Origin of the sequence: Mesorhizobium sanjuanii (assembly GCF_002529485.1) — a bacterium.
GTDB lineage: Bacteria > Pseudomonadota > Alphaproteobacteria > Rhizobiales > Rhizobiaceae > Mesorhizobium > Mesorhizobium sanjuanii.
Genome location: NZ_NWQG01000175.1, coordinates 19,848 through 35,232 on the forward strand (window position 1 = coordinate 19,848; position 15,385 = coordinate 35,232).

At 60.7% G+C, this 15,385-nt stretch carries 14 protein-coding genes; 11 read left to right on the top strand and 3 right to left on the bottom strand.

Going from position 1 to position 15,385, the window contains the following annotated elements:
• Positions 1 to 3 precede the first annotated feature (3 nt).
• A complete protein-coding gene (locus CN311_RS23845; RefSeq protein ID WP_097576136.1) occupies positions 4 to 987 on the top strand; it encodes a bifunctional riboflavin kinase/FAD synthetase in 984 nt (327 codons plus the stop codon).
• A gap of 45 nt (positions 988 to 1,032) precedes the next feature.
• On the top strand, positions 1,033 to 1,407 hold the full coding sequence (locus CN311_RS23850; protein ID WP_245440930.1) for a hypothetical protein: 375 nt from the start codon (positions 1,033 to 1,035) through the stop codon (positions 1,405 to 1,407).
• Between the two features lie 27 nt (positions 1,408 to 1,434).
• Here CN311_RS23850 and CN311_RS23855 read toward each other — a convergent pair whose 3' ends face one another.
• Together CN311_RS23855 and CN311_RS23860 are read right to left on the bottom strand one after the other, a co-directional pair.
• A complete protein-coding gene (locus CN311_RS23855; protein ID WP_097576137.1) occupies positions 1,435 to 1,989 on the bottom strand; it encodes an HdeD family acid-resistance protein in 555 nt (184 codons plus the stop codon).
• A gap of 360 nt (positions 1,990 to 2,349) precedes the next feature.
• A complete protein-coding gene (locus CN311_RS23860) occupies positions 2,350 to 3,060 on the bottom strand; it encodes a FadR/GntR family transcriptional regulator (RefSeq protein WP_097576138.1) in 711 nt (236 codons plus the stop codon).
• Between the two features lie 281 nt (positions 3,061 to 3,341).
• On the opposite strand from CN311_RS23860, the gene CN311_RS23865 reads away from it, so the two are divergent.
• The 9 genes from CN311_RS23865 (at position 3,342) to CN311_RS23905 (ending at position 14,984) form a co-directional block, all read left to right on the top strand.
• Positions 3,342 to 4,445 (top strand): sugar ABC transporter substrate-binding protein, encoded by a 1,104-nt coding sequence (locus CN311_RS23865; protein ID WP_097576139.1) that lies wholly within the window; start codon positions 3,342 to 3,344, stop codon positions 4,443 to 4,445.
• Positions 4,446 to 4,609: 164 nt separating this feature from the next.
• Complete coding sequence (locus tag CN311_RS23870; protein WP_097576140.1) at positions 4,610 to 5,650, top strand: ABC transporter permease; 1,041 nt, start codon at positions 4,610 to 4,612, stop codon at positions 5,648 to 5,650.
• Position 5,651: 1 nt separating this feature from the next.
• A complete protein-coding gene (locus tag CN311_RS23875) occupies positions 5,652 to 7,205 on the top strand; it encodes a sugar ABC transporter ATP-binding protein (protein WP_245440931.1) in 1,554 nt (517 codons plus the stop codon).
• A complete protein-coding gene (gene attM, locus CN311_RS23880) occupies positions 7,202 to 7,990 on the top strand; it encodes an AttM family quorum-quenching N-acyl homoserine lactonase (RefSeq protein WP_097576141.1) in 789 nt (262 codons plus the stop codon). The genes CN311_RS23875 and attM overlap by 4 nt, the downstream gene beginning before the upstream one ends.
• A 140-nt stretch (positions 7,991 to 8,130) precedes the next feature.
• Positions 8,131 to 8,520 (top strand): YybH family protein, encoded by a 390-nt coding sequence (locus CN311_RS23885; RefSeq protein WP_097576142.1) that lies wholly within the window; start codon positions 8,131 to 8,133, stop codon positions 8,518 to 8,520.
• Positions 8,521 to 8,841: 321 nt separating this feature from the next.
• Positions 8,842 to 9,747 (top strand): alpha/beta hydrolase, encoded by a 906-nt coding sequence (locus tag CN311_RS23890; protein WP_097576143.1) that lies wholly within the window; start codon positions 8,842 to 8,844, stop codon positions 9,745 to 9,747.
• Positions 9,748 to 9,946: 199 nt separating this feature from the next.
• Entirely contained in the window at positions 9,947 to 10,759 is an 813-nt protein-coding gene (locus CN311_RS23895; protein ID WP_097576144.1) for a MipA/OmpV family protein, read from the top strand.
• Positions 10,760 to 11,060: 301 nt separating this feature from the next.
• The gene (gene ileS, locus CN311_RS23900; protein ID WP_097576145.1) at positions 11,061 to 14,039 is read left to right on the top strand and encodes an isoleucine--tRNA ligase; all 2,979 of its coding nucleotides are present in this window, start codon (positions 11,061 to 11,063) and stop codon (positions 14,037 to 14,039) included.
• Positions 14,040 to 14,291: 252 nt separating this feature from the next.
• Complete coding sequence (locus CN311_RS23905) at positions 14,292 to 14,984, top strand: hypothetical protein (protein ID WP_097576146.1); 693 nt, start codon at positions 14,292 to 14,294, stop codon at positions 14,982 to 14,984.
• A 40-nt stretch (positions 14,985 to 15,024) separates the two neighbouring features.
• Here the strand turns inward: CN311_RS23905 and CN311_RS23910 are convergent.
• Positions 15,025 to 15,385: nucleoside deaminase (locus tag CN311_RS23910; protein WP_097576147.1), on the bottom strand; the 361-nt coding region annotated here is incomplete at its 5' end.

Genomic DNA, 15,385 nt, shown 5'->3' on the forward strand with positions numbered 1-15,385 from the left:
GAAATGACCGAAGCCTTCGAACGCATTTCCGCAACTTCGCCGCTGCCGCCCGGTTTGCGCGGCGGCGTGGTGGCGATCGGGAATTTCGACGGTGTTCACCGCGGCCATCAGGCTGTGCTCGATCGCGCGCTGGCCGAAGCGCGGCGACGCGGCGTGCCGGCCCTGGTGCTGAGCTTCGAGCCACATCCGCGAAAGGTGTTCCGGCCCGATATTCCGCTGTTCGTGTTGACGCCACCGCCGATGAAGGCGCGGCTTTTATCGCTTCTGGGCTTTGCCGCGCTCGTCGAACAGCCATTCACGCGCGACTTCGCTTCGTTATCGGCGGAAGCCTTCGTGACCGACGTGCTGGACCGGAATCTCGGCATCAGCCATGCCGTGACCGGCTTCGATTTCCATTTCGGCAAGGATAGGCAAGGTGGCCCGGCCTATTTGATGGCGGCCGGCGAACGCCATGGGTTCGGCGTCACCCTGGTCGACGCCTTCCGCGACGAAGGCGCCGAGGTGGTGTCGTCGAGCCGTATCCGCGCGTTGCTGAGCGAAGGCGCGGTGACCGAGGTCGCCGGGCTGCTCGGCTACCGCTTCACGGTCGAAAGCGAAGTGATCGGCGGCCAGCAGCTTGGCCGCACGCTGGGCTTTCCGACCGCCAATATGAAGCTCTCGCCGGAAGTGGCCCTCAGGGAAGGCATCTATGCCGTTCGCTTTCGCCGTGCCGACGGCTCGCTGCATGACGGCGTCGCCAGTTTCGGCCGCCGTCCGACCGTCGACGACAATGGCGCGCCGCTTCTGGAAACCTTCGTCTTCGACTTTTCCGGCGATCTCTATGGCGAGATCTGCGCGGTGTCCTTCTTCGGCTTCCTGCGCCCGGAGGTGAAGTTCGACGGGCTCGACGCGCTGGTCGCGCAGATGAAGCGCGACGAGGCCGAGGCGAGGGCGCTGCTTGCCGGCGTCAGCCCGCTCTCGGACCTGGATAGCGCGATCGCTTTTTGACTGTTTTCAAGACTCATTGTCGAAAATCGAGAAATACGACGGACCGTGAAGCGGTTCATTGAAGGCCGCCGCCAACGCGCCCAATGCTGCTCGATGAAAATCGACGCCTTTGTGTGGAGCGTGGTGCTCCTCTGCTCCGGAATGTTCATCCTGTGCGATGGGCTGAGCGCGCATTGGGGCAAGACCGGCAGCGGCCGCAGCATGGCATACGTCATGCTGCTGTCGCCGCTCTCCTACGGGGCCTTTGCCTTTATCAACACGCGACTGAACCTCGCCGTCACAGGAGCGCTGGTCAATACCATTGTCGTGGCCGGCGCCGTGCTGGTCGGCGTGATCGTTTTCAAGGAAGAGGTGTCCTCGCTGCAATATGTCGGGATCGCGCTGGCGCTGATCGCGGTGACGCTGCTCAATCTGTCGTAAGCGATGCCGACTATTAACTCGGCGCCATTACTTCTTCAGTGCAAGTCCGACGGCGATGAAGGTCCAGCCCTGGAAGATCAGGTCGATGGCCAGGAAAAGCCCCAGCACCCAAAGGCTGTTGACCGGCCAGCCCATCGCGATGACCAGGCCGGCCAGCGCGCTGATGACGCCTGCCGCGACCAGCCAGCCCCAGCCTTTCTCCGGCTTGTGCTTGTAGCCGACCCAGGCCCTGAGCACCCCTGAAGCGAGGAGGGCGACCGCCAGCAGGAAAGTCAGAACTGCCGAGGCCAGCAGCGGATTATAGAAGGCGAAGAACCCGGCGACGGCGTAGAGCAGGCCGCTAAGCAACCAGTAGAAGAACCGGCCCCAGGTCTTGACGCCGAAGGCATGGATGATTTCGATGACGCCCGCCATCAGCATCAGCCAGCCGACGACATAGACCGAGGCGACCGTGGCGACGAACAGATTGCCGAAGGCAATACCGCCGAAGATCAAAAGCAGTACGCCGAGTGCGACGAACCATCCCCATTTCGCCTTCGTCTGGCCGATCGCGTCCTTCAAGGCGTCGCCTTGCAATGTCATCGCCCTTCTCCCTCAAGCTTATCTGGCCTTTTGCCGGTTTGGAGGGTAACGCCGATAGGCTTGCCGGTAAAGCGAGCAGGTTGCGAGCGCTGCATCCCGAACGATCCGCTTTGCGAGAGGTCCGCTCTGACCAGAGCAGCCGTTGCGAGTTCATTTCGTGAAAGGTTGGTTGGTGCCTCATGCCGGTCATTAAAGTTAGCGGTGCCACTGCCTTAAATCGGACATTACCGGCGACCGCTCGCTGGAGGTCGCAGGTGCGCACGGAACGGTCGATCGAATTGGCAGGCGACCGATTGCTGCCGTCGCCGTGCTGTGCGTTCATACCCTCTCGCTGGGGGAGCGCACTTTAGGCGAACGGGCTCACTTCGATCCCAGATGCAAGGAAAGTCGATTCGCAGCTCCTCGCAGATGCTTTTCCGCGGCTTTCCGAGCCTCTTGTGGATTCCCGTCTGCGATGGCGTTAAATATGGCGATATGTTCTTCCTGAACCTGCGAGAGCAAAGCATTTCGCAGGGTACTGGCGCGGGCTTTGCGGATGAAATTCCGCACATGGGACTCCAAAAAGTTCGACATTTCCCGGAAATGCGGATTGCCGCAGGCATCGACGATCTCCCTATGAAAGGCCATGTCCTCCTCAACGCCGGCTTCATTGTTGTCGAACGCCCGCTGGATGGAATGCAATTGCTTTTCAATCGCCGCAAGCTGCTTGGCCGAGCGCCGTTCGGCAGCCAAAGCTGTCGCAGCCGATTCCACCGCCATCAGCAGTTCGATAATGTTTTCAACATCGAGTGCATCGGTCAGATCAACACCGGCCAATCGAAACGCCATCTCCTTCGTCTCGATCACGAACGCCCCAAGACCCTGACGGGTTGCAACGAGCCCGTCGCGCTTAAGGATGCCGATTGCTTCCCTGACGATCGGCCGGCTCACACCATACTTTTCCGAAAGCTCGTGCTCCGTTGGGAGCTTGTCGCCCTTGGCGTGTGTGCCCGAGGTGATGTCACTCCTGATCCTCGAGGCTACGGAATCGGCAAGTGAAGGTCCTCGTCTAACCTTTTCATCATAAACCATACGGTGCTCCAACATCGTCGCTTTCGACGGCGCTTCTAAGCCGCTGTGGCTCGGTTGTACCCATGCTGCCGCGACTTTTGTTTTGCAAGAATAACAGATTTAGCTTGTCAGGCAACCTGGCAATATGGTTGACTGTCAACAGTGGGGCAGGCGATACAATGCCCTAGGTGCTGCGGGCGCAAGGAGATGCCGTGACAGGTATTGTCCGCAGCTAAGAACGCTCAGTCACCGGGATTGCCGGATGCCTGGCCTTCGCAACGGTAGAAAAACGGGAGGAGCGCATGAATATTTTTGATGATCCGCAACGGTTACGCAGGCTTGCACAAGAGGCCGTCGAGTACACCGATTTCAATCGCCGGACTCTTTTGAAGAGTGTGGGCGGTCTACTCGGAGGCGCGGCGCTGGCTAGTTCGCCGATACTTGCCAGCGCCGAGGAGATAACGCCACCCGCCGCCGGCAAAAAGGTTCGTATTGGCGTGCCGCTGACCTACGGGCCGTTTAATCAGCCTTGGCGCCGGGGCTGCTGGCAGATCGTCAAGGCCGTTCTCGATGCCGGAGGCGAGGTCGTCACAGTTCGCGGCGAGCCGACAAAGCCTAGCGAACAGTCGGCCGAGCGGGCACTGCTCGACCGCGGCATCGATGCGCTTGTCATGGGAATCTATTCACAGGAATCCGAGACCGCCTATATCGCGGACGAGGCTCACAAGAGAGGCATCAAGACGGTTGGCTTCACCATTCCGGTCAAAGATTCACCGGCTGTCATGGACGATGTCTGGGGAACTGCGACCACGCTTGGTTATTTCGTTCAAAATTATACCGGCCGTCAGGGCACCTTTGCCCAGACTGCCGAGCAGCGCGGTTATTTCACGCCGTTCGACATGGAAGTGGATATGTTTGAGCTCATGTGCCGCTATGAGCCGCGCATGAAGGTGCTGCCCTTCATAGACGGCGGCCAGGGCACGACCGATGAGATTTCGGTTGGCCGCAAGAACATGCTGTCGCTTTTGCAGGCTCATCCGGAGCCCGGCTCGCTAGCGGCCTTCATCTCGTGGTGGTGGCCATTCACGCTCGGCGCGGCGCAGGCATTGAAACAGATGAACAGGGACGACGTTCCGCTGTTTAATCACTACCTGTCGACCCAGTTCCTCGAAGCATGGGCGGCCAAGCAGGTGCCGGTGGTTTTCAGTTGCGATTCGCCCTTCCCCGAAATCGGCCGCAAGACCGGCGAACTCGCGGTAAAGCTCGCGCGAGGCGAGGACGTGCCGAATGTCGTCTACCGCATCCCCGTGATCACCAAGACACCGGATCAGGCGAGCGAAGCACTCGCCGAACTCAAGAGCTGGGACGAGCAGGCAATTGCTCTGCTGAAACAGTACGGCGGCTAGACGCAACCTGGCATACGGCGAGCAGAGTGCTGCCGCCGTATGCCCCCTTTCGGCGGAATGCGACTTGTGCCGAAGGGTGCCGGGACCAGAATCTATTGGTGACGGCATTGCCCGGCACCAGACCGAACCTTGCATCTGATCAACGAACGACTGGAATCGAAAAAGTGACGCATGTGGAGCAGGAAAGCCTCGCCAAGGCGAACACAGCCAAGAGCACTGCCGTCAACGCGGTACCAGCGGGAAGACGCGAATCCGCCGTCATGCGGTTTCTCAGGCAATGGGGAACAATCGTCGTCCTGATCGTGGCCGCCATTGGATTTTCCATAGCCTCGCCTTACTTCGCCGCCGCTTCTAATTTGAACAACATTCTCTTTTCGATGATCGTCAGTGCGTTGGTCTCTATGGGATTGACCTGGGTCGTGATCGCGGGGAGCTTCGACCTTTCGATAGGTCTCACCGTGACGACATCATCAATCCTCGTCGCCTTTCTGATCCCTATCACCGGACCTTGGCTTGCAATCGTGTTCGCTTTGCTTGCCGCATGCCTGATCGGTGTGGTGAACGGGCTTCTGGTGACCTATGGACGGCTATCGGGCATTGTCGTCACACTTGGCGTGATGTTCGTGCTCGATGGGATCAACGTTTTTATCACGGGCGGTTATCAGGTCCCAGTTAGCTACGACGAAACCGCATTCCTTTATGTCGGCCAGGGTAAACTCGGAATCGTCGGCGTGCCGGTAATCATCCTGGTAGCGGTGTTCGTCTTAGCCCTCATCGCCGCAACGCGGACACGGATCGGCCATTACATCGCGGCGGTCGGCGACAATCCGATGGCGGCGTTCTACTCCGGTATTAACGTTTATCGATGGGTCATTCTCGCATTCGTGCTTTCGGCGTTGATGTCGGGGATTGCGGGCGTGATCGTGACCGCTATCTCGTCCTCGGCACAACCGGTCGGCGGCGAGGGCTACCTTCTCGAAGCCTTCGCCGCGGTGTTCCTTGGCGCGACCGTGCTGGGAAAGGGCAAGCCACATCTGCTTGGTACTCTCGTTGGCGTTTTCTTCCTGTACATGGTGGATTCCGGGATGAACATGGTCGGCTTCCCCTTCGCCGTCCGCCACATCTTCCAGGGACTGGTGCTTATCGTCGCGGTTGGAGCAAACGCACTCCTCAACCGTGAAGAAGTCCACCTCAAGTTTATCTGAGATGGCAGCGATGAACGGGATCCCACTGGTTGAGCTGAAGAATCTCGAGAAGGAGTTTGCCGGCACGAAAGCGTTGAAGGGCGTGAGCTTGAGCTTTCTGCGCGGCGAAGTGCATGGCCTGCTTGGTGAAAACGGTGCGGGCAAGTCGACCCTCATCAAAATCTTGACGGGTGTCTATGCCCCGAGCGCCGGCGAAATTCTTCTTGAAGGGTCACCGGTCAGGGTTTCCAGCCCGCCGGAAGCCCATCGACTGGGCCTCGGCGCGGTCTATCAGGACGCGGAACTGGTATCCAGCTTCACGGTTGGGCAAAACATCCTCCTTGGCAATGAGCCTGGGAGGATCGGCATAAGCGACCGGGCGATCCATGACGAAGCCGCGGAGATTCTCTCGCAAATGGGCATCGAACTCGACGTGCGGCGGCTCGCCGGCACACTTTCCGCAGCCGAGATGCAACTCGTCACCTTGGCGACCTTGTTCCATCGGCGCTACAAACTGATCGTTCTTGATGAGCCCACAGCTCGCCTTTCGGCGGCGGAATCAGAGGTTCTTTTTCGGATCGTCGATGGCTTCAAGGCGCAGGGCATAGGCATTGTCTACATCTCCCATCGGCTTCGTGAGGTCCAGCAGATCTGCGACCGCGCCACGATCCTTCGAGGAGGACTTGTCTCCGGAACCCTGAACCGTGGCGAGATCACCGAAGACCGCGTTACCGAACTCATGGTGGACCGCAGCCGCTCTGAGCTGGCGACCTACAATGATGGAAATAGTGTCCGTCCAGAAGTCCTGGTTGAGGTTGCTGGCCTCGGCACGGCACAGTTGGCGCCCCTCAGCTTCAAGATACAAGCCGGAGAGGTGCTGGGCTTCACCGGTCCCGTTGGCGGCGGGATGGAAGATGTCGCACGGGCGCTTGGCGGCATCAGCCGGCATTCCGGAACGGCAAAGGTGCGGGGCAAAGCGGTCAATCTGGCCACCCCGATCGCCGCACGTCGTTCAGGCATTGCGCTGATCCCCGAGGACCGGCGCAAACAAGCCCTTTTTCCCGCACTCTCGGCTGCCGATAACATCTGCCTGCCGGTCCTGCATTCGCTGCAACGTTTTTTGATGATCCGGCCCGGCTCCATGAAAAGATATGCAGAGTCAGTGCTGGACCAACTCGCGGTGCGCCCACGCGCATCCTCCACGCAGGTGCGCTTCTTCTCCGGAGGCAATCAGCAGAAGCTGGTCATCGGCAAGTGGATGAGTGCAAAGGCCTCGGTCTACATCATCGTGGAGCCGACCAACGGCGTCGATGTCGGAGCGATCAAGGAAATCTACGACATCATACTGCAACTTGCCCGCGATGGCGCCGCGGTCCTGCTCATTTCGTCGTCCTTGAACGAAATGCTCGCGCTCGCCGATCGGATCATGGTCATCCATGACGGCAACTGCGTCGCCGAGGCACCGAAAAAGAGCTGGACATATGACGACCTTCTGGCCGTCACCCTGAGCGGCAAGTCGCGACACACGGCATCGCCGCCGCACGTCACCCGTTCAACAGAAGAGGAAAGCAGATGAGCACGGATATCAGGCTCTACATGTTCCAGACTGGGCAGATTCGACAAAAGGAGGTCGATATCAAGCTCGGCTACAGCCAGGACGAGTTCTTCACCCCAATCCCGTGGTACCTGATCGTCCATCCCAAGGGAAACATCGTTATCGACGGTGGCACGGCGGTTGAAGCAGCGCGTGATCCGGTTGGCTGGTGGGGCGACACCACCAAGAAATACTATCCTATCATGGATCCTGAAGAAGGCTGTGTGAACCAACTCGGCAAGATCGGAATGAAGCCCGACGATATTAAGTTCGTGCTGCATTCGCATTTGCATCTCGATCACTCTGGCGCCTGCGGCAATTTCCCAAAAGCCCGCCATCTCGTGCAGCGGCGGGAGATTGCATGGGCGTTCGCCGCCGACTGGTTCATGCAAGGCGGCTATATCAAGAAAGATCTGACCAAGGATGGTATCAGCTGGGACGTGATGGAGGGCGAGGACCAGTATGATGTCTTCGGCGATGGCAGCGTGCAGACGTTCCTGTCTCCGGGACACACCCCCGGCCACCAGTCCATCATGGTACGGCTGCCCAACACTGGTTCGATCCTTCTCGCAATCGACGCCGCTTACACGATGGATCACTGGGAAGAGAAATGCCTGCCTGGCGCGCTGACATCCGCGCAGGAAGCCGCTGCTTCGGTCAGAAGGCTGCGGCGCATTGCCGAGAAAGAAAACGCGATTGTCGTGCCAGGCCACGACATGGAAACCTGGAAGAAGTTCAAGAAAGCTCCGGCGGAATACTATGACTAGGTTCCGTTGAAATATGCGGCCGGCTGAAGATCGCCGGCCGCACCGCTAAACCAAAATGGCCCCTTAAACCAGCTGCGTGCCCGGACCGCCTCAACAAGATGACGCGGTATGGGTGGCGGTTGCCCGAGAGTATTTTTTACATGCATAAGGCTGTTCTCGATCAAATTCAGCAGCGCTGGAACGAAGCCTCTGCGCCATGGGATAAGAAACTGCTTTCCAAGATTTACACGCAGGATGCTCTTTTTTTCGGTCTCCTTCCTAAGTTATACATCGGACGAGATGAGATAGAGGAGTATTTTGGAAGCTATCAACTAATACTGGAAAAGGTTAATTTAACGCTTGTTGACCAGAATACGAGATCGCTGAGTCGAGGTCTGTTCGCGGCGCAAGGGTTCGGCGATATCGTTAATTACTATCGTGACGGCTCTGTCGTAAAAAATCGAGTCAGAACATCTTTCGTAGTTGTAAGAATAAATGGCGACTGGCAGATTTATCTTCACCATTTCTCTGAGCTAATCTGGGATAAATAAAAGTCTGTGGACAGTGGAGATGTTCGGCGGGAACCGGGTTGAGCAACGGGTGTCTACTCGCGCGAGGCGTGAATACGCGCCATTGCAGAAAGCAGCCGAGACTCCCGCGAAGAGGTCGGGTAGTGGAATGTCCCCTGCACGGGGTGCACCGCGCAAACATGGCACGGACGTCGGACGATTTCTCTCTGATGTTGGTCTGACTGATCGCATGATGATCGTGTCATCGGTCCGTCGCTATATTTGCAAGCTGGCATTCGGCGCTCTATCGATAACGTGTGGTTGCGGCTATTCGCCTTTTTCTGCGCTTGGTGGGGAAGCAAAATGAGCGATGTCGACGAACAACTCGATCTCAGCGAGATCAACGCCGTCCGCGAATTGCTGGGGTCAAAGCCGCGCCCGGTGGGCTGGGACGAACGCCGGGCGCGGCTCGACGAGGTCGGTTCGGTCTGGCCGATCGCCGATGACATCCGATGCGAGGATGTGGTTTTCGATGGTCTCTCGGGAGAATGGTCTCTGGCGCCGGGGAGCGACAGGGATAAGGTTCTGCTCTTTTTCCACGGTGGCGGCTACTGCTCGGGCTCGCTCAACAGCCATCGTCGAATGGTGACCGAGGCCGGTCGCGCAATGGGGATGCGTACCCTCGCGATCGACTATCGACGCGCACCCGAACATCCTTTCCCCGCGCAGCATGAAGACGCGCTTGCGGCGTGGCGCTTTCTGAGCCGGGAGGGAATCGCACCGGATCGTATCATGGTTGGCGGAGACAGCGCGGGCGGCAACCTCACTCTGTGCCTGGTCAGCAGACTGCGCGCCGCAGGCGAGCAGTTGCCGCGCGGTCTTTGGCTGATTTCGCCCTGGACTGACCTTTCGATGTCCGGCGCGACGCTGTCGAGCAAGGACGCGATCGACCCCATCATTCACCGGGCATATCTGGAGGAATTGGCGGTCGCCTATGTCCCCCCTGGTGTTGGCCGGCGCGATCCCCTGATCTCGCCGTTGTTTGCCGATCTGGGTGGATTTCCCCCGATGCTGATACAAGTCGGTTCCGCCGAGGCGCTGTTGTCGGATGCGACGCGGCTGGCGGAAGCCGCCGGCGGCGCTGACGTCAAGGTGCGCCTCGAAATCTGGCCACATATGATCCACGCCTGGCCGGTCTGGAATGCGGGATTGAACGCCGGTCGCCGCGCGCTCCACAGCGCGGGCACGTTCGTCCGCGAGTATCTGTAATCTCTCTGGAGCGGTCTCTGGCGCCTTCCGGAGGGGTTTCGATCCGAGATTTTGGCGCGCGCTATGGCCGGCTGCAATGCCGAAGAGTCCCGCCTCCGCCGCCGATGTTACGGGTGTTAAGTCAAATTTTACCGAACAGACGCCATGGCTTGAGCGATGCCGGGTGTTTTCGCCGGCATGTTTCGCGTATGGAGTGACAATGCGTTCCGTCAAAGCGTTTCAGCTGGTTTTGGCTACCTCCATGCTCGCCGCGCCAGGCGTCGCCCAAGCGGGCGAGGGCGCTTTCGGCTGGCTCTCCGGCGACTGGTATCTGACGGTCGGTGCCACCGGCCTGATCGCCCCGGACTTCGAAGGCGCCAAGAGCTATATGCTCGGCGCCCAGCCGATCATCTCGCTGGGCAAGGCCGGCCCCCAGGCCCGCTTCACCTCGCGCAACGACAATATCTCGCTGGCGCTGATCGACGATGGCGGTGTCCGCGCAGGCCTGACTGGCAAGATCCTGTTTTCGCGCGACAGCGGCGACGCCGATGAGCTGAAAGGCCTCGACCCGGTGCGCTGGGGCGGTGAGGCCGGCGGCTTCTTCGAATTCTATCCGCTGGACTGGCTGCGCGCCCGCGCCGAACTGCGCCACGGCATCCGCGCCCATAACGGCTTCGTCGCCGACATTGCCGCCGATGCCTTCTACGATGTGACACCGGAGGTCAGGATTTCAGGCGGGCCGCGTGTTTCGTTCGCCTCATCGGACTATTTCGACGCCTATTACGGGGTCAATGCCGAGGAGGCCGTGGCTTCCGGCCTCAGCGAATACCATCCGGGCGGCGGCGTGAAATCGGCGGGCCTTGGCGGCGCGGTGACCTGGAAGGTGACCGAGCCAATGACAGCCAGCCTGTTCGGCGAATATTCGCGCCTGATGGGTCCGGCGGCCGATTCCAGCCTGGTCAAGGAGCGCGGTGACCGCAACCAGTTCACCATCGGCGTGTCGACGACCTATCGCTTCGACTTTTCGATGTAGGCGATTCAAACGCTTTATTCCTGCCGCCGCATCCGCTAAAAGCCCAGCCATGACGAGCTTTTCGCGCCTTTGCGCACCGATGATACGAATTACAGGCCCGGTGTTCCGGGCGGTCTGAGTGCCGCCGGAACCGCCGGGAATCTTGCGCGTGCCCTCTCGCGCTTTTTCCAGATCATCAACGCATATCGCCCAAAAGTGGGTCCGGTTTTGGGAAAACGATATGTGTCAAAGCGAAGACCTCAACGCCCGAGCTCCTTTGCCGCCGGGCAACGCACATGGCAGACCAATGACCGACACCCCAATGACAGATACCGTTGAAACGATCGACTATTCCAAGACGCTTTACCTTCCGCAGACGGATTTCCCGATGCGCGCCGGCTTGCCCGAGAAGGAACCGCTGCTGGTCAAGCGCTGGCAGGATATGGATCTCTATCGCAAGCTGCGCGAAGACGCCGCCGGCCGCACCAAATACGTGCTGCATGACGGCCCGCCCTACGCCAACGGCAACATCCATATCGGCCATGCGCTGAACAAGATCCTCAAGGACGTCATCACCCGCTCGTTCCAGATGCGCGGCTACGATTCGAATTACGTGCCCGGCTGGGACTGCCACGGCCTGCCGATCGAATGGAAGATCGAGGAGCAGTACCGTGCCAAGGGCAAGAACAAGGACGAGGTGCCGGTCAACGAGTTCCGCAAGGAATGCCGCGAGTTCGCCGCGCACTGGATCAAGGTGCAGGGCGGCGAATTCCGGCGTCTCGGCGTCGTCGGCGACTTCGACAATCCCTATACGACGATGGCCTTTCACGCCGAGGCGCGCATCGCCGGCGAGCTTTTGAAATTCGCTCTGTCGGGCCAGCTCTACCGCGGCTCCAAGCCGGTCATGTGGAGCGTGGTCGAGCGCACGGCGCTCGCCGAAGCCGAGGTCGAATACCAGGATTATGAGAGCGACACGATCTGGGCGAAGTTTCCCGTCGTAAGCCTCGCGCGGCCCGTCATCACCGCCCCTGAAGACGGGCAGCCGGCAACGCTGACCGAGACCGCGCTCGACTTGCTCGAGGCTCATGTCGTCATCTGGACGACGACGCCCTGGACCATCCCCGGCAACCGCGCCGTCAACTATTCGCCGCGCGTTGCCTACGGCCTCTACGAGGTGACCGCGGCGGAGAATGCGTTCGGTCCGCAGCCCGGCGAAAAGCTGATCTTCGCCGACGCGCTGGCCGAGGATGCCGCCACCAAGGCAAAAGTCACCTTGAATCGTCTTCACAGCGTTTCGGCCGAACAGCTTGGAAGCCTTACGCTTTCGCATCCCTTCAAGGGTCTGAACGGTGGCTACGAATTCCCCGTGCCGATGCTCGCCGGCGACCACGTCACCGACGACGCCGGCACCGGCTTCGTCCACACCGCGCCTGGCCATGGCCGCGAAGACTTTGACGCCTGGATGGACGCTGCGTCGGAGTTGCGCCCACGCGGCATCGACACGACAATTCCCTTCACCGTCGACGATGCCGGCTTCTTCACCAGGGACGCGCCGGGTTTCGGTCCGGACCGCGAGGGTGGGCCGGCGCGCGTTATCGACGACAACGGCAAGAAGGGCAACGCCAACCAGGCGGTCATCGACGAACTGATCAAGCGCAACGCGCTGTTCGCGCGCGGCCGGCTGAAGCACAGCTATCCGCACTCCTGGCGCTCGAAGAAGCCGATTATCTTCCGCAACACGCCGCAATGGTTCGTCTACATGGACAAGGATCTCGGCGACGGCACGACGCTGCGCAGCCGCGCGCTGAAAGCCATCGACGACACCCGTTTCGTGCCGGCCGCGGGCCAGAACCGCATCCGCGCCATGATCGAGGAGCGCCCGGACTGGGTGCTGTCGCGCCAGCGCGCCTGGGGGGTGCCGATCGCCGTCTTCGCCGACGAGGACGGCAATGTGCTGAAGGACGAAGCGGTCAACCAGCGCATCATGGACGCCTTCGAGACGGAAGGCGCCGACGCCTGGTTCGCGGCGAACGCCAAGGAGCGTTTCCTTGGCAACCACGATGCCGCGAAATGGCGTCAGGTGATGGACATCCTCGACGTCTGGTTCGATTCGGGCTCGAGTCATGTCTTCACGCTCGAGGATCGTCCGGACCTGAAATGGCCTGCCGACCTCTATCTCGAAGGCTCCGACCAGCATCGTGGCTGGTTCCACTCCTCGCTGCTCGAAAGCTGCGGCACCAGGGGCAGGGCGCCCTACGACACCGTCGTCACCCATGGCTTCACCATGGACGAGGAAGGGCGCAAGATGTCGAAGTCGCTCGGCAACACCGTCGTGCCGCAGGACGTCATCAAGCAGTCGGGCGCCGACATCCTGCGGCTGTGGGTGGTGACGACCGATTATTGGGAAGACCAGCGGCTCGGCAAGAACGTGTTGCAGACCAACATCGATGCCTACCGCAAACTCAGGAACACCATTCGCTGGATGCTGGGCACGCTCGCCCATGACGATGGCGAGGAGGTGCCGCTGGACAAGATGCCGGAGCTGGAGCGGCTGATGCTGCACCGGCTGGCCGAGTTGGATGAACTCGTGCGCCAGGGCTACGACGCCTTCGAGTTCAAGCGCATCACCCGCGCGCTGCTCGACTTCATGGTGGTCGAGTTGTCGGCCTTCTATTTCGACATCCGCAAGGACGCGCTTTACTGCGACGCGCCGTCCAGCGTGAAGCGCAAGGCTTCCGTGCAGGTGGTGCGCCATCTCTTCGATTGCCTGGTGAAATGGCTGGCGCCGATGCTGCCCTTCACCATGGAAGAGGCCTGGCTCGACCGTCACCCCGAAGCCGTCTCGCTGCATCTCGACCAGTTTCCGCAAATCCCGGCTGACTGGAAAAACGAGGCGCTGGCGGAGAAATGGCGGAAGGTCAGGCAGGTCCGCCGTGTCGTCACCGGTGCACTCGAGATCGCGCGCGCCCAGAAGGTCATCGGTTCGTCGCTGGAAGCGGTGCCGGTCGTCACCCTCGATGATGCGGCGCTGGAAGCAGCGATTTCGGATGTCGACATGGCCGAGATGGCGATCACCAGCGACCTGGTCATTGTCCATGGCCAGGCGCCGGCAGGGGCCTTTACGCTGGACGACGTCAAGGGCGTTGCCGTGGTGGTCGAGAAGGCCGAGGCGAGGGGTCTGGTCAAATGCGCGCGTTCATGGCGCTATACCGCCGATGTCGGCAGCGACGCGGAATTTCCCGATGTTTCGGCACGGGACGCCGCGGTTCTGCACGAATTGAAGGCGCTTGGGCGTATCTGATGCATGTCGCCCAAAAGTGTGTGGCGGTTTTGGGACAACGACATGCATCGGCATAATATAAGCCGGTGCAAAAGTGCCACGGCGGGCGGCTGATCGACCCCCGTGCGTTGCCCTTAACGGGTGGTTGAGGTAAACACGCCAAACTCCGGCCGACAAATTGTCGCCGGATTTCCGTCGCAAGTGCTTGGACGATGGGGACCGGACCTTTGGCCGGTGGCGATCGAGAGGCTGTCTAGAGTGGGACTTTTTGGCATGACCGAGAGAACTTGCGTGCGCGTTGCGCTGCTGGCGCCGCTTGTCGTATCGGGCTTCGCCTTGTCCGGCTGCATGGGTTCTCCGACCTACGGCACCGACAAGACCGCGGGCGAACAGCTTGCCGGCGATCTGACCAGCGCCTTTTCTATCTCTCCCAAGAGCAAGGAACGGATCGACTACAAGCCGCGTCCCGAACTGGTAAAGCCGGCGCCGGGGCAGAAGGAAAACCTGCCGCCGCCGCAGGAAAGCATCGAGACGGCGAGCGCCGACTGGCCCGAATCGCCCGAGCAGCGCCGCGCCCGCCTGCGCGCCGATGCCACCGCCCATCAGGACGACCCGTCCTACCAGTCGCAGATCGTCGATGACGTGCAGACCGATCCTGCCTCGGTGAAGAAGGCGATGGCGGACTCGGCCTCCAGTCACCCGCCGCGCTGGACTCCGGCGGATTCGGACGCGAGCAAGAGTCGCGCCAACGAGATCAAGCGCCGCCAGGCCGAAGCCAACCAGGGTGATCCCAATACCCGCAGATATCTCAGCGAGCCGCCCGTGCAATACCGCGTTGCCGCCGGCACCGCGCCGCAAAATGAGCTCGGCGAGGACGAGTACAAGAAGGCACGTCGCCTCAAGAAGGAGGCGGCCGCCAAGAGCAAGAGCGGCAGCGGCTGGTTCGACTGGATGCCATCCTGGTAAATACGGCAGACATTTCGTCGCTTTGACGGCGGCGACCCGTTCAGGGTTCCCGCCGCTCCCGGAAGAAATCCTTCAACAGCAGGGCTGCCTTGCTTTCCGCCAGGCCCGGATAGATGTCGGGCACATGGTGGCAGGTGGGCGATGCAAAGAAGCGCACGCCATTGACCACCGCGCCGCCTTTTTCGTCCGCGGCGCCGAAATAGAGCCGGCGCAGCCTGGCGAAGGAGATGGCGCCGGCGCACATGGCGCAAGGCTCCAGCGTGACATAGAGGTCGTGGCCGGCGAGCCGCTCGCTGGAGAGCTTGCGGCAGGCTTCGCGGATCGCCAGCATTTCGGCGTGCGCCGTGGGATCGGCAAGCTCGCGGGTGCGGTTGCCGGCGCTGGCGACGACTGTGCCGCCA

Excerpts from the sequence above, each read along its gene's own strand:
- CN311_RS23875 (WP_245440931.1), top strand. The coding sequence starts at position 5,652 with ATGGCAGCGATGAACGGGATCCCACTGGTTGAGCTGAAGAATCTCGAG.
- CN311_RS23855 (WP_097576137.1), bottom strand. The coding sequence starts at position 1,989 with ATGACATTGCAAGGCGACGCCTTGAAGGACGCGATCGGCCAGACGAAG.
- CN311_RS23885 (WP_097576142.1), top strand. The coding sequence starts at position 8,131 with ATGCATAAGGCTGTTCTCGATCAAATTCAGCAGCGCTGGAACGAAGCC.
- CN311_RS23845 (WP_097576136.1), top strand. The coding sequence starts at position 4 with ATGACCGAAGCCTTCGAACGCATTTCCGCAACTTCGCCGCTGCCGCCC.
- ileS (WP_097576145.1), top strand. The coding sequence starts at position 11,061 with ATGACAGATACCGTTGAAACGATCGACTATTCCAAGACGCTTTACCTT.
- attM (WP_097576141.1), top strand. The coding sequence starts at position 7,202 with ATGAGCACGGATATCAGGCTCTACATGTTCCAGACTGGGCAGATTCGA.
- CN311_RS23895 (WP_097576144.1), top strand. The coding sequence starts at position 9,947 with ATGCGTTCCGTCAAAGCGTTTCAGCTGGTTTTGGCTACCTCCATGCTC.
- CN311_RS23865 (WP_097576139.1), top strand. The coding sequence starts at position 3,342 with ATGAATATTTTTGATGATCCGCAACGGTTACGCAGGCTTGCACAAGAG.
- CN311_RS23905 (WP_097576146.1), top strand. The coding sequence starts at position 14,292 with ATGACCGAGAGAACTTGCGTGCGCGTTGCGCTGCTGGCGCCGCTTGTC.
- CN311_RS23860 (WP_097576138.1), bottom strand. The coding sequence starts at position 3,060 with ATGGTTTATGATGAAAAGGTTAGACGAGGACCTTCACTTGCCGATTCC.
- CN311_RS23890 (WP_097576143.1), top strand. The coding sequence starts at position 8,842 with ATGAGCGATGTCGACGAACAACTCGATCTCAGCGAGATCAACGCCGTC.